Origin of the sequence: Psychrobacter glacincola (genome assembly GCF_904846215.1) — a bacterium.
In the GTDB taxonomy this organism is placed as follows: domain Bacteria; phylum Pseudomonadota; class Gammaproteobacteria; order Pseudomonadales; family Moraxellaceae; genus Psychrobacter; species Psychrobacter glacincola.
This window is the reverse complement of the sequence record NZ_CAJGZK010000034.1, coordinates 1-15110: the sequence shown is the minus strand read 5'-3', so window position 1 is coordinate 15110 and position 15110 is coordinate 1. Positions and strand designations below refer to the sequence as shown.

At 42.8% G+C, this 15110-nt stretch carries 10 protein-coding genes and 1 tRNA gene; all 11 read right to left on the bottom strand.

Features of this window, described 5'->3' with window-relative positions:
• Positions 1 to 425: 425 nt before the first annotated feature.
• Positions 426 to 950 carry a DUF6586 family protein gene (locus tag JMW90_RS12920; protein ID WP_201564668.1) on the bottom strand — a complete coding sequence of 175 codons (525 nt, stop codon included), beginning with the start codon at positions 948 to 950 and terminating at the stop codon, positions 426 to 428.
• A gap of 382 nt (positions 951 to 1332) precedes the next feature.
• Positions 1333 to 5553 carry a DNA-directed RNA polymerase subunit beta' gene (gene rpoC, locus JMW90_RS12915; protein ID WP_201564666.1) on the bottom strand — a complete coding sequence of 1407 codons (4221 nt, stop codon included), beginning with the start codon at positions 5551 to 5553 and terminating at the stop codon, positions 1333 to 1335.
• Between the two features lie 167 nt (positions 5554 to 5720).
• Positions 5721 to 9839 carry a DNA-directed RNA polymerase subunit beta gene (gene rpoB, locus JMW90_RS12910; RefSeq protein WP_201564664.1) on the bottom strand — a complete coding sequence of 1373 codons (4119 nt, stop codon included), beginning with the start codon at positions 9837 to 9839 and terminating at the stop codon, positions 5721 to 5723.
• A 775-nt stretch (positions 9840 to 10614) separates the two neighbouring features.
• Complete coding sequence (rplL, locus tag JMW90_RS12905) at positions 10615 to 10986, bottom strand: 50S ribosomal protein L7/L12 (RefSeq protein WP_201564662.1); 372 nt, start codon at positions 10984 to 10986, stop codon at positions 10615 to 10617.
• Positions 10987 to 11112: 126 nt separating this feature from the next.
• Positions 11113 to 11640, bottom strand: a complete 528-nt coding sequence (gene rplJ / locus JMW90_RS12900; protein ID WP_201554839.1) for a 50S ribosomal protein L10 — start codon at positions 11638 to 11640, stop codon at positions 11113 to 11115.
• A gap of 426 nt (positions 11641 to 12066) precedes the next feature.
• Positions 12067 to 12768 (bottom strand): 50S ribosomal protein L1, encoded by a 702-nt coding sequence (gene rplA / locus JMW90_RS12895; RefSeq protein ID WP_201564660.1) that lies wholly within the window; start codon positions 12766 to 12768, stop codon positions 12067 to 12069.
• Complete coding sequence (rplK, locus tag JMW90_RS12890) at positions 12769 to 13200, bottom strand: 50S ribosomal protein L11 (protein WP_201564658.1); 432 nt, start codon at positions 13198 to 13200, stop codon at positions 12769 to 12771.
• Positions 13201 to 13292: 92 nt separating this feature from the next.
• On the bottom strand, positions 13293 to 13823 hold the full coding sequence (gene nusG, locus JMW90_RS12885) for a transcription termination/antitermination protein NusG (protein ID WP_201564657.1): 531 nt from the start codon (positions 13821 to 13823) through the stop codon (positions 13293 to 13295).
• A gap of 70 nt (positions 13824 to 13893) precedes the next feature.
• Complete coding sequence (gene secE, locus JMW90_RS12880) at positions 13894 to 14382, bottom strand: preprotein translocase subunit SecE (RefSeq protein ID WP_201564656.1); 489 nt, start codon at positions 14380 to 14382, stop codon at positions 13894 to 13896.
• Between the two features lie 51 nt (positions 14383 to 14433).
• Positions 14434 to 14509 (bottom strand) — tRNA-Trp (locus JMW90_RS12875).
• Between the two features lie 437 nt (positions 14510 to 14946).
• Positions 14947 to 15110: EF-Tu C-terminal domain-related protein (locus JMW90_RS12870; protein ID WP_476705325.1), on the bottom strand; the 164-nt coding region annotated here is incomplete at its 5' end.

The following is a 15110-nucleotide window of genomic DNA, read 5'->3' as shown; positions in this document are numbered from 1 at the left end:
TCAGTGAGCTAAAGCGACAATTACACAGTCATCACGGGCTAAATGAGCATCGTAAGTTACGGTTTATTAAAGACTTTTTAGGCTCAAAGTCACTCAAATAGCATGAATTATGTCCATTAGCGACTACTGTCTACTTTTTAGCATGAATAATGTCCATTACACCACATATTTCAATTATATATAACTTCCTACTCTACTCAGCTTAACAGCAGCAGTTATCAATAAAATCACTATAGTCAGTTCAAAATAAAAGCGATACGATTGTAATAACGTGCTATTGGCTACAATTTTTCTTGCTTGCTGTTCGCAGGCGTGACAGAGGCTGCAAAAAATTTATAGCCAACAGCACTGTATCGTTTTTAAAATGAATCGACTATAGGCATTCATAACGAAGCTTTGAAAGCAATCCATGTCTTAGCTGATGACTAAAACTCTACCATACCAGCACGCAGCTGTTCAATCAGCTCCAAAAACTGCTGGCGCCATTCACGTATGGTCGCATCATCTGGCAACCATTGATTGGATAATGTTACGACGTTTACAATCAAATCAGGCACTTCTTTTTTGCCATCAACGGCCTTATCCACTGCATGCTCAGATATCACGGCATATAAACAACGCTGATAGGCATGTTCTATATCTGCTAAAAATCCCTGCTGTTGCAACTGCTTTAGGCGCTGTATTTCAGGCGATACTTGAGTACGCTCGCTGAGTACCTCTTCGATGTCTGCCAGTGTTGGTGCTGCCAACGTTATATTATAAAAATAACCAAGCTCTTGTAAGAAGGCTAGAAAAGCACCGTATAAATGAAAAATAGCGGTTTCACAATGCGCTTGATACACTTGCTTGTCATTGGTACTGTCAGCTTCTTGACAGGCCAAACGGCAAAAATACAGCTTTTGATTGGTGCGGTCAGCTTGATATTTGGCAACACGAGTTTTATCTGCCATGCGCTTATCCTTTTTGGTTAATACTGATGATAACAATAATGAATGACAATGATAAATACAGTCAGTGAAAAGTAATATCGACACATGATGTACTGCTGGTATCAATTTTTCTTGCTTGCTGTGCCCATGCAGACAGAGGCTGCAAAAAATTTGTACCAGCAGTACCGTAGCGTTTTTGGAATATTTTGACTATAACAATAGATTCTAAAGGCTTTACCCAAAAGCAGAGACTGCTTAAATAAAGGTTATTATAGCAGTTTACTATTTTATACCGTCATATCCCAAGAAAATTACACCTTTATCTTTAACTGTTTCAAGACCAAAAAAAGCCAGCACGATGGCTGGCTTTTTTATTTATACAAATAACTGAACGTTATTTAAATTAATGATTACCTTGGTTAAGCTCTTGAGCAAATGCTTCATCAAAGCTAGCAAAGTCTTTACTGTCAGTCGTTGCTGACATATCAAACGCTGCATTTAAGTCTTTATCTTGCAGTTTTTGCTCTGCTTTTTCTTTACGAGCTTTATGATAAGCAAGACCTGTACCAGCAGGGATTAAGCGACCAACGACTACGTTTTCTTTCAGACCACGTAGCTCATCCACTTTACCAGTGACCGCAGCAGCCGTTAGGACACGAGTCGTTTCCTGGAACGATGCGGCTGAGATAAAGCTTTCGGTTGCCAAACTTGCTTTGGTAATACCAAGTAATTGACGCTCAAACTGTACTGGGAATTTATCTTCCGCAATCAGCTTAGCATTCAATGCTTTGATATCAGCATATTCTACCTGATCGCCTTTAAAGTGGTTTGAATCACCGCCATCAGTAATCTCAACTTTACGCAGCATCTGACGAATAATAACTTCGATGTGCTTGTCGTTGATTTTTACGCCCTGCAGACGATAAACGTCCTGTACTTCGTTGACGATATAGTCAGCAAGCGCAGTTTGTCCTTTTAGACGTAAGATATCATGCGGATTTTGGGGACCATCGGCAATAACTTCACCACGAGCAACGGTTTCGTTTTCGAAAACGTTGATCTGACGCCATTTCGGGATCAGCTCTTCATGAATCTCGCCATCTTCATTGGTAATAATGAAGCGATTTTTACCTTTGGTCTCTTTACCGAAGCTCACGACACCTGACATCTCTGCCATGATAGCGTGATCTTTTGGACGACGTGCTTCGAACAAATCGGCTACACGTGGTAGACCACCGGTAATATCTTTGGTACCTGAAGATGCTTGTGGTACACGACCTAAGATTGAACCTGCTGCTACTTTTTCACCATCGCTGACGCGAATGATGGTTTCAGCCGGTAAGAAGTAAACCACTTCTTTACCTTCGTCAGTGTTCAAGATAATCGCCGGACGCAAGTCTTTTGCTGAGCTTGAACGGTCACGAGTCGCTAGAATCTCAAACGAGCTCATACCAGTTGCGTCATCAACTTTCACGGTAGCCGTCAAGCCATCAGTGATTTCACTGAAACGTGCGGTACCCGCAAATTCTGTGATGATAGGATGCGTGTGCGGATCCCACTTAGCGATGGTTTGACCGCCTTCCACTTGGTCTTCATGTTTCACAAGCACGCTTGAACCATAAGGTACTTTATAACGCTCACGTTCACGACCAAGCTCATCGGTCAAGGCGATTTCAGCTGAACGCGATACGATAACCAAATGACCATCAGTATGCTGTACAGTCTTCATGTTTTCAAAATGCGCTTGACCAGCACTACGGACTGAAATGCTGTTGTCCACAGAAGCAGAACTTGCCGCGCCACCAACGTGGAAAGTACGCATGGTCAACTGAGTACCAGGCTCACCGATAGACTGCGCTGCCATAACACCGACAGACTCACCAATATTCACTTTATGACCACGAGCAAGGTCACGACCATAACACTGTGAACAAACGCCATGTTCGATATCACAGGTAATCACTGAACGTACCCAGATATCATCGATTGCGTTATTATCAAGAACCTTAACCCAATGCTCATCGATCAACGTACCCGCTGGAATCAAGATTTTTTCAGCATTATCGTTATAAGTGACATCACGTGCCGTTACACGACCTAGTACCAGCTCACCCAACTTCTCAATGATTTCACCACCTTGGATATGTGGCTTCATGAGCAAGCCTTGCTCAGTACCACAGTCATCACTGGTGATAACCAAATCTTGTGCTACGTCAACCAAACGACGCGTCAAGTAACCTGAGTTAGCGGTTTTTAGTGCGGTATCTGCTAGACCTTTACGTGCGCCATGCGTTGAGATAAAGTACTGAAGTACGGTCAAACCCTCACGGAAATTCGCTTTAATCGGTGTTTCAATGATTGAGCCATCTGGCTTAGCCATCAAACCACGCATACCAGCAAGCTGACGAATCTGTGCGGCACTACCACGAGCACCAGAATCTGACATGATAAAGATAGAGTTAAATGACTTCTGCTCTTCCTCGATACCTTTAGCGTTGATGATTTTATCAGTCGCTAAGTTGTCCATCATCGCTTTCGCGACTTTATCATTGGTACGTGACCAGATATCGACCACTTTGTTATAACGCTCACCAGCGGTTACAAAGCCTTGCTCAAACTGGTCTTCAATTTCACGGACTTCAGCTTCAGCTACTTCGATGATTTGTGCTTTACTTGGCGGAATGACCATGTCATCGATACCGATAGACACACCAGATAGTGTCGCTTGTGCAAAACCAAGATACATCAATTGGTCAGCAAACATCACACTTTCTTTTACGCCCACTTTACGGTAGCAAGAGTTGATCAATTTAGAGATATTCTTCTTCGTCATCTCTTCATTACATTCATCAAACGACATACCAACAGGCATGATGTTCCAAATCAGCAAGCGACCAGCAACAGTATCTTTGATACTCGTCTCTTTGGTACGATTGCCGTCGTCATCAATATGCGTTTCAGTCACACGAACTTTAATTTTGGCGTTAACATGTAAATCGTTTGAACCAATCGCACGCAATGCTTCATTGACGGTGGCAAAAATCATGCCCTCGCCTTTGGCATTCACTGACGAGCGGCTGATGTAATACAAACCCAATACCACATCTTGTGATGGTACGATGATTGGTTCACCGTTCGCAGGTGACAAAATGTTATTGGTTGACATCATGAGCGCACGTGATTCAAGCTGAGCTTCTAGTGTCAATGGCACGTGAACGGCCATTTGGTCACCATCAAAGTCGGCGTTGAATGCGGTACAGACTAGAGGATGAAGCTGAATCGCTTTACCTTCGATAAGTACTGGCTCAAATGCTTGTAGACCTAAACGGTGAAGGGTTGGCGCACGGTTAAGGAGTACTGGATGCTCACGGATAACCATGGCCAGCATGTCCCACACTTGTGGCTCTTCACGCTCTACCATCTTTTTGGCCGCTTTAATCGTCGTCGCCAAACCATGAGATAACAGCTTGTTATAAGTAAACGGCTTGAACAATTCAAGTGCCATTTTCTTCGGTAGACCACACTGATGTAGACGTAGGGTTGGACCAACAACGATCACCGAACGACCAGAATAATCAACACGTTTACCTAGTAAGTTTTGACGGAAACGACCTTGCTTACCTTTGATCATATCAGCCAAAGATTTCAATGGACGCTTGTTACTACCCGTAATCGCACGACCGCGGCGACCGTTATCAAGCAAGGCATCTACTGATTCTTGCAACATACGTTTTTCGTTACGTACGATGATATCAGGAGCGCTAAGCTCAAGCAGACGCTTTAGACGGTTGTTACGGTTAATCACGCGGCGATATAGATCGTTCAAATCTGATGTCGCAAAACGACCACCTTCAAGTGGTACTAGCGGACGCAAATCTGGTGGCAGTACTGGTAAGATGGTCATGACCATCCATTCAGGCTTATTATTAGAATCACGGAAGGCTTCTAATAACTTAAGACGCTTAGACATCTTTTTGAGCTTAGTCTCAGAACCGGTTTGCGGAATAGCTTCACGCAACTCATCAATTTCCAAGTCTAAATCGATATCTTTTAAAAGGTCTTGAACCGCTTCCGCACCCATCTTGGCAGTGAATTCATCGCCAAACTCTTCAAGCGCTTTATAATAGTCTTCATCATCAAGCAGCTGATACTTCTCTAAAGAAGTCAAACCTGGCTCAGTCACGATATAGCTTTCAAAATACAATACGCGTTCGATATCACGAAGCGTCATGTCTAGCAATAGACCGATACGGCTTGGTAATGATTTTAAGAACCAAATATGCGCAACAGGACTGGCTAGGTCAATATGACCCATACGATCACGACGGACTTTGGCAGTAGTGACTTCAACACCACATTTTTCACAGATAACGCCTTGGAACTTACGGCGCTTATACTTACCACATAAACATTCAAAATCTTTTACTGGACCAAAAATTTTGGCGCAAAAAAGACCATCGCGCTCAGGTTTGAACGTACGATAGTTAATGGTTTCAGGTTTTTTTACTTCGCCATGTGACCATGACTTAATGACGTCAGGTGAGGCTAAAGTAATTTGAATACTGTCAAACTCTTGGTTACCGTTGCCGGTAGGGCTTTGCATGATATCGAGTAAATCTTTCAAGTTGCTTCTCCGTTATCTTTATAATCATCTGACAGCGTTGTCACTATTATCATGGCGGCGCGGTTACGATGAATGAAGGCAATGAATAGGGTTGAGACAAATCACTAAAAGCAGCAGCAATGAGCGTACTGCTTTCAGTGAACAACTAAGGGTGTAATGACTGATACTTAGTTGCTTTGTTTTAACTCAATATTGATACCCAGTGATTTGATTTCTTTGGTCAATACGTTAAACGATTCAGGCATACCTGGATCCATATATTGCTCACCATCGACGATGTTTTTGTACATACGCGTACGGCCTTCAACATCATCCGACTTCACCGTTAGCATCTCTTGCAAGGTATAAGTCGCGCCATAAGCTTCTAGTGCCCAGACTTCCATCTCACCAAAGCGCTGACCACCGAACTGAGCTTTACCACCTAGCGGCTGCTGCGTCACTAGCGAGTAAGAACCTGTTGAACGTGCATGCATTTTGTCATCGACCAAATGGTTCAATTTCAGCATATACATGTAGCCGACCGTGACTTTACGGTCAAACTTCTGACCAGTACGACCATCATATAACGTCTGCTGACCATCACGATCCATACCAGCAAGCTCAAGCAAGTCTTTCACTTGATGCTCATGAGCACCATCGAATACTGCGGTACCCATTGGCACACCCGCACGCAAGTTATCTGCTAGTGCCATGATGTCGTCATCAGTTAGGCTATCAAGATCAACTTGCTCACCGCCTACTTGGTTATAGATTTTGTCTAAGAACTCACGTAAATCTTTGATTGCTGCTTGTGATTTGAGCATGCCATCAATTTTTTCACCGAGGCCCTTTGCCGCCATACCCAGATGCGTCTCGAGTACCTGACCGATATTCATACGCGATGGTACACCAAGCGGGTTCAGTACGATGTCGACCGTATTTCCATGCTCATCATAAGGCATATCTTCGACTGGCATGATACGCGATACCACACCTTTGTTACCATGACGACCCGCCATTTTATCACCAGGCTGAATACGGCGCTTAACCGCTAGATATACCTTAACGATTTTTTGTACGCCATGTTGTAAGTCATCACCTGACGTCAGTTTGCGCTTTTTCTCAGCAAACTTCACATCAATGTCTTTTTGCTTATCAACTAAGTACTCAGCGATTTGAGTTAAACGCTCAGAGATTTCTTCTTCAACAGGTTGGATGTCAAGCAAGGTCTCAAGGCTCATATCTTTCATATCAGCCAATGCCATGACAGTACCGGCTTTTAGACCTGAACCACCACTGACTTTTTGACCATCAAGCAAATTACCAATACGACCACGAGCGGCGTCTTCAAAGATACGTAGCTCTTCTTTTAAATCTTTGCGATAGCTATCAAGCTGTGATTTTTCAATCGCTCTTGCACGTGCATCTTTTTCGACACCGTCACGGGTAAAGACTTGGACGTCAATAACCGTACCCTTGCTTGATGTTGGCACACGTAAAGACGTGTCTTTAACATCAGCGGCTTTTTCACCAAAGATAGCCCGGAGTAATTTCTCTTCTGGCGTTAGTTGCGTCTCACCTTTTGGCGTCACTTTACCCACTAAGATATCACCAGCATCTACTTCAGCACCGATGTAAACGATACCTGCTTCATCAAGACTTGATAGAGCGGCTTCACCAACGTTTGGAATATCAGCAGTAATCTCTTCAGTACCTAGCTTGGTATCACGCGCCACACAAGTCAATTCTTGAATATGAATGGTGGTGAAACGATCTTCTTTCACGACTTTTTCAGATAAAAGAATAGAATCTTCGAAGTTGTAACCATTCCACGGCATAAATGCGATGCGGATGTTCTGACCGAGTGCAAGCTCGCCAAGATCCGTTGAAGGACCATCAGCTAAGATATCACCTAAAGCAATTTCGTCGCCTTGGTTAACAATAATACGTTGGTTGATACACGTATTTTGGTTAGAGCGCGTATATTTAACTAAGTTATAGATATCAATACCGGCTTCACCAGCAATCATCTCTTCTTCGTTAACACGAACAACGATACGTGAGGCATCAACGTCTTCGATTACACCGCCACGCTTAGCGATAACACAAACGCCAGAGTCACGCGCAACGTGGCGTTCCATGCCCGTACCTACTAACGGCTTATCAGCACGTAGCGTAGGAACCGCCTGACGTTGCATATTCGAGCCCATTAAGGCACGGTTAGCATCATCATGCTCTAGGAATGGAATCAGACCTGCTGCGACCGATACTACCTGACTTGGTGACACATCCATATGCGTCACTTTTTCTGGCGGCATACGGACAAATTCACCATAGCTACGCACACTGACCATCTCATCAGATAACGCGCCATCAGCGGTCACTGGTGAGTCGGCCTGTGCAATAACCGTACCTACTTCTTCAATCGCTGATAGATACTCAATAATGTCCGTTACTTTACCATCAACCACACGGCGATAAGGCGTCTCTAAGAAGCCAAAGCTGTTGGTTTTAGCAAAGGTCGCTAATGAGTTAATCAAACCAATGTTTGGACCTTCAGGCGTTTCAATCGGACATACGCGACCATAATGGGTATCATGAACGTCACGTACTTCAAAGCCTGCACGTTCACGAGTCAAACCACCGGGTCCTAATGCAGATACACGGCGTTTATGGGTAACTTCAGACAATGGATTGTTCTGATCCATAAACTGCGACAACTGGCTTGAACCAAAGAATTCTTTAACCGCAGCCGCAACAGGTTTTGAGTTAATCAAATCTTGTGGCGATAAGTTATCAGATTCCGCTGATGATAGGCGCTCTTTAACGGCACGCTCAACACGTACTAGACCGACACGGAATTGATTTTCTGCCATCTCGCCAACCGAACGAATACGGCGGTTACCTAAATGGTCAATATCATCAACTTCGCCGCGACCATTACGAATCTCAATCAGCTCTTTTAGAACGTTAACGATATCGGCATTGGTCAATACGCTACGTGCGCGTTGAATATCAGCATCATCGGTATCGACAAATTCAAGACCTAAACGGCGGTTAAACTTCATACGACCGACATTCGATAAGTCATAACGGTCAGCGTTAAAGAACATGCTGTCAAAAAGTTTCTCAGCAGTTTCAACCGTTGGTGGCTCACCTGGACGCATGACTTTATAAATTTCAACCAACGCTTCTTCACGGCTTGACGTGCTATCTGCACGTAGCGTATCGGCAATATAACTGCCTTGATCGATATCGTTAGTGAATAAAATGCTGAACTCTTTGATAGAGTCACTGGCTTCAAACGCACTCAATTTAACCAATAATTCATGGTCAATTAACGTATTAGCACGAGCGATCACTTCATCATTGACGATGATGTCTTCGGCTAAAATACGCTCATACAGGTATTCATCAGGAATCGATATTTTCGTCATACCCGCTTCTTCAAGCTGACGGATACGGCGGGCATTAATACGCTTACCTTGCTCAACAACCACGTCGCCTGCAGGCGTCACGATATCGAACTGTGCCATCTCGCCGCGCAGACGATCAGCAACCAGATCAATCTCAAACTGCTCTTCGCCTTTATAAACGGCTACTTTTTCAAAGAATAAATCTAAGATCTCAGAAGTGCTTAAGCCTAACGCGCGTAAAATAATAGACGCCAGTAGTTTACGACGACGGTCAATACGAGCAAAAACCAAGTCTTTAGCATCGAACTCAAAGTCAAGCCATGAACCACGGTAAGGAATGATACGAGCGTTATAAAGCACCTTACCACTTGAATGCGACTTGCCTTTATCATGGTCAAAGAACACACCAGGTGAGCGATGTAACTGAGAGACAATAACCCGTTCAGTACCATTGATAATAAAAGTACCGTTAGCGGTCATGAGTGGCATCTCGCCCATATAGACGCTTTGCTCACGGATATCTTTAATAGCCGCTTTACTGTCTTTATCTTTGCTGTCTTTATCTTTGATGATTAAGCGAATTTTGACACGCATGGGAGCCGCAAATGTCGAACCACGTAAGATACACTCACGCTCATCGAATTCAGGTGTACCTAGATAATATTCAACGAATTGTAGCTCTGCGTTACCAGAGTGACTCTCAATTGGGAAAATAGAAGAGTATGCAGCTTGCAAGCCAGTATTCTCACGAGCTTTTGGCTTTTTATGCTCTTGCAAAAATTGCTCATAAGAATCTACTTGAATAGACAGTAAATAGGGAATGTCCATCACAGTAGGCAATTCAGCAAAACTTTTGCGAATACGCTTTTTTTCAGTATAAGAATATGCCATCGAGAGTCCTTACAGTAAACGTGGAAACAAATGAAAATCGTGGCTGGCGTGCATAAATACTATGCAAACTAAGCGACGTAAACGACAATATAAAACGGGTATTCAAAGTTCAATCTTTGTATCAATAACTGCTTTGCTAATCAGTGCTTGCTTAGCAGCTATTATTCAATTCAATCTTATTATCATGATCTCAGTCAGTGTATATGACTGCCCAGAGCGAGAAATTCAATCTCAAAGTGTTGGCAATATGTCACTCTTACCCTCTAAGTGACCGTGCCTTTTATCATCTAAGCGACAATGCCTTTGTCTAAATGTAAATGCGACTAGCATTGTCTATAAGCAAGTTAACATCCAAACTTAGTACTGCCAAAATTAATATCGTCACTGATATCTACCGTCTACGAGCCTATATACTGACAGTAAAATCACGCTAGAAAGCTTGTTAAACAGTTTTTGATTGGTAATAAATAGGACAGTTATAAAAATTATGAATAATAATATTCAGAGTCAATATAAGCAATAATGTTAATAGGAAACGTGCAGACACAAAAAAATGCCAAACATCCATCTATTGATGTTTAGCCACATTATCTGATTTCAATAACTACTAAGTGTGCTTGCATGTATATCGTCTGTCCTTTTGATGGGTATCCACCGTGTTGTTGCTTACGACTGTTGGCAGACACAAAAGGTCAAGCTACGAATTATAATAAAAAAAAGCTGGCAATGCAAGGCATTACCAGCTTTTTTTGTACAACACTAAGATAAGCAAGGCTTATTTTAGTTCAACAGTTGCACCAGCTTCTTCAAGTTTCTTTTTCAACTCTTCAGCTTCCGCTTTGTTAACGCCTTCTTTGATTGGAGCTGGAGCGCTTTCAACCAAATCTTTCGCTTCTTTCAGACCAAGACCAGTCGCTTCACGTACGGCTTTAATTACGCCAACTTTCTTCTCGCCAAAGCTAGCAAGAACTACGTCAAACTCGTCTTTTTCTTCAGCAGCAGCAGCAGCAGGACCAGCAGCAGCAGGTGCAGCAGCAACAGCAGCTGTTACGCCGAATTTTTCTTCCATAGCGCTGATTAATTCAACGATATCCATTACTGACATCTCGCTGATTGCGTTTAACACGTCATCTTTAGATAGTGCCATGAGAACTCTCCGTTATCTGATAAAAATTAATTGATTTTAAAATCGCTTGGATTGCTTGCCAAATTTTCAAATAGTGTTGGCAATGAAGTGCAATCGGCGATGTCAAAATTACGTTAAAACAAGCAATTATGCCGCTTCTTTTGCGTCTTTGATTGCTGCTACCGTGCGAACAAGCTTACTAGGAACAGCGTTCATAGTTTGAACAAGCTTGGTAACTGGTGCATTCATAGTAGCCATCAAGATAGAGATTGCTTCGTCGCGAGTTGGTAGCTTCGATACGCGCTCTAGCTCTTCTGGACCATAAACCACACCACCGACTGATACCAATTTGGTCTCTAAAGCTTTGTGATCTTTGCTGAAGTCAAAAATGACTCGAGCAGCAGATCCCAAATCTTCCATAGAGAAAGCCAAAAGTAGTGGACCAGTCATGCGGTCTGACATGCTCTCAAACTTAGTGCCTTCAAACGCACGTTTTGCTAGGGTATTTTTTACCACTTTCAAAACGACGCCTTTTTCACGGGCTTGTTCGCGCAGCTTAGTAAGCTTTGCAACACCAATACCGTGATATTCGGCAGCTACTGCTGAGTAAGCATTAGCAGCAACTTCAGACACTTCAGCCACAACTTGTTGTTTTTGCTCTAGCGTTAATGCCATAAGTTGACTCCTTTAATCTTATCAATCAGCTGATTGTTTAAATATTTAAAACCAAGTTTTAATAATTCAAACGATTAGCGTGGACTGACTTGATACGACACGTTACGAGCAAATTTAAAAAACTCACTCATAACGACTGATTACGGCACCGTTATCAGAATGACATCAAGTGATAGGTTGCCCTATCGGCTCTTATCAACAACTGGGTGGGCCACCGTCTGCGTAGGACAATTAAGATTTTCATCTGTCATCGATTAACAACAGCAGCTCAATGTGATAAATCATGATCTACAAGAGTCATGATTCATTTAATCAAACCGCTCTCTACCTACGGTCTTAGACAGCATAGCGTTTGCTACGCTGACCTAATTCTTTAAAATATCCTGCCCTTTTATTCAAAATCGTTTGATAAAAGGTCGTATGTAATTATTTCGCTGTACGATATGGAACTGGATCAATACTTAGACCAGGACCCATTGTGCTAGACAAGGTAATTCTCTTAATGAAAGTACCTTTAGAAGTAGCAGGTTTCGCACGTTTCAGATCGGTAATGAGTGCTTCAGCGTTTTGTATTACTTGCTCAGCAGTAAAACCAACTTGACCGATAGTCGTGTGGATAATACCTGCTTTGTCTACACGGTACTGTGCTTGACCGGCTTTAGCGTTAAGAACCGCTTCAGCAACGTTAGGCGTCACTGTACCGACTTTAGGGTTAGGCATTAGACCACGTGGGCCTAAGATAGTACCCAACTGACCAACAACGCGCATAGCATCAGGAGCGGCGATAACGATATCGAAGTCCATGTTGCCCGCTTTGATTGATTCAGCTAGGTCTTCAAAACCAACGATGTCAGCACCCGCTTCTTTGGCGGCTTCAGCAGCAGCGCCTTGAGCAAATACAGCAACGCGTTTCGTTTTACCGGTACCAGCAGGTAAATTGGTCGCGCCACGAACCACTTGATCAGATTTACGTGGGTCAACGCCCAAGTTTACTGCGATATCAATTGATTCTTTGAACTTTAGCGCTGGCAAATCATTTAGAATTTGAACCGCTTCTTCAAGAGTGTATAACTTTTCGTTTTCTACACGCTCAGCGATTAATTTTTGACGCTTAGTAAGTTTACTCATTTACACACCCTCCACGGTAATACCCATTGAACGTGCAGTACCAGCGATGGTACGAACAGCAGCATCAAGATCAGCAGCAGTCAAATCTGCATCTTTGGTCTTAACGATGTCTTCTAACTGAGCACGGTTAACTTTACCGACTTTAGCGGTGTTTGGTGTACCAGAACCTTTAGCAATACCAGCAGCCTTACGCAAAAGGTAAGCAGCTGGTGGTGATTTCATGATGAAGGTAAAAGATTTATCGCTGTATACCGTGATCTCAGTAGGAATCGGTAGACCCGGCTCTTGGTTTGAGGTCGCAGCGTTAAATTCTTTACAGAACGCCATGATGTTCACGCCTTTTTGACCCAATGCTGGACCAATCGGTGGTGAAGGATTTGCTTTACCTGCAGGGACTTGCAGTTTGATGTAACCATCAATCTTTTTAGCCATGATTTTCTCCTAAATGGGTAATAGCGCCAAATCAATCTTGTATATATACCTAATTGACTAACAGCTCCCCGGTTAATGAATGTTTTACTGCTTTAGTCTAGCTTCTCAACTTTACTAAATTCAAGCTCGACCTGAGTCGGTCGATTAAATACGTTTACCGTCAAATGTAGCTTAGACTTCTCGTAATCCACTTTTTCAACCAACCCTTTAAAGTCAGTAAATGGACCATCGATGACCAACAACTCTTCGCCCGGCTCAAATAGCGTCTTAGGACGTGGGTCAGCCTCAGTTTGATTGAGACGATTTAAAATGCGATCGGCTTCTACTTGTGTAATAGGCGCTGGCGTTTCAGGCGTACCACCGATAAAGCCCATAATACGTGGGCAATCTTTAACGATGTGCCAAGTATTGTCATTCATTTCCATCTGGATCAAAACATATCCTGGAAAGAACTTACGCTCACTTTTACGCTTTTTGCCGTCTTTCATTTCGACGACTTCTTCAGTAGGTACCAATACATCACCGAAAAACTCAGCGAATTCACTACGGTTAATACGATCAGTTAATGAACGCTGTACTTGCTTTTCATATCCTGAAAATGCTTGGACAATATACCAACGCATATCACGCTCCTGATCATTGTAAGTAAGTCGTTATCCATAAATTTGGGCAAACAGTCGCTAATACGCGCCATTAACCAATAAATATACCAACGAACCAATTAAAAAAGTTATCTAATAGCCAAACCAATAAACCAACAACTGCAATCATGACAATCGTTTGCCATGTATATTGGAAGGTTTCATCTTTGCCAGGCCATGTAACGCGGCGTAGTTCTACAGCAGCGTCTTTCAATAAAGTTTTAAATGCACGGCCCTGATTCGTCATTGCAAGACATAACAGGGCAAACACAAAAAGGGCAACAATAATACCAATACGTACCCAAAGATCATTGGCAGGTTGCCAATAGCCAGGCAGATATTGATTAACTAACGTTGCACCAATTAAAACAACTGCAGCAAGTAGCCACAAAATCACATCTTTTACTGAACCCGTCTTAGCAATCTCAACAGCAGTCGTTTGATTGCCGGCTGAAACATGCTGACCTTTGGACAGCATTCCACCAGCAACTGCCTTGGCATCAGATAACTTAGTCTCGAGGTTATCTTGATTATTGCTCATAGAGAACTCACTTCGGAGATGGTGGGGTGTGACAAAGATGTGATAAGAAGATGGCAGGCGATGTAGGACTCGAACCTACAACCCTCGGTTTTGGAGACCGATGCTCTACCAATTGAGCCAATCGCCTAGGGGTGTTAAGGCTGATAATTATACAAGGTTTTAATGATAATGCAAGTTTTAAGACAATATTTTATCTGGTTAATATTAGTTGGTGGTCTAGTTAGACATAAAAACGAAGAATATCAGAAATAATTTACAGCAATTAGCATTAATGTTGGCAATTACTTAGTGGTAGTCAAAATAACCTACAAAAGACGCGCTACTATTGGTATAAATTTTTTGCAGCCTCTGTATGGATAGGCATAGCAAGCAAGCAAGCAAGCAAGCAAGCAAAAATTAATACCAGCCGTATATAATGTGTCGATATTACTTTTCACTGACTGTATATACATAAGCATTTGATTACTTAACAGTTTACACAAAAAAGCCGTTCTCAACCAAGAGAACGGCTTTTTAGATAACGCTAGCAGATTGCTCTGCTAGCGTTACTATCTAATATGCTGTTTATGCGTGAACAGTAGCAACAACACCAGCGCCTACAGTACGGCCGCCTTCACGAATAGCAAAGCGAAGACCTTTGTCCATAGCGATTGGGTGGATAAGCTCTACGCCCATCTCAACGTTATCGCCAGGCATGACCATCTCTGTTCCGTCTTGTAATTGGATTG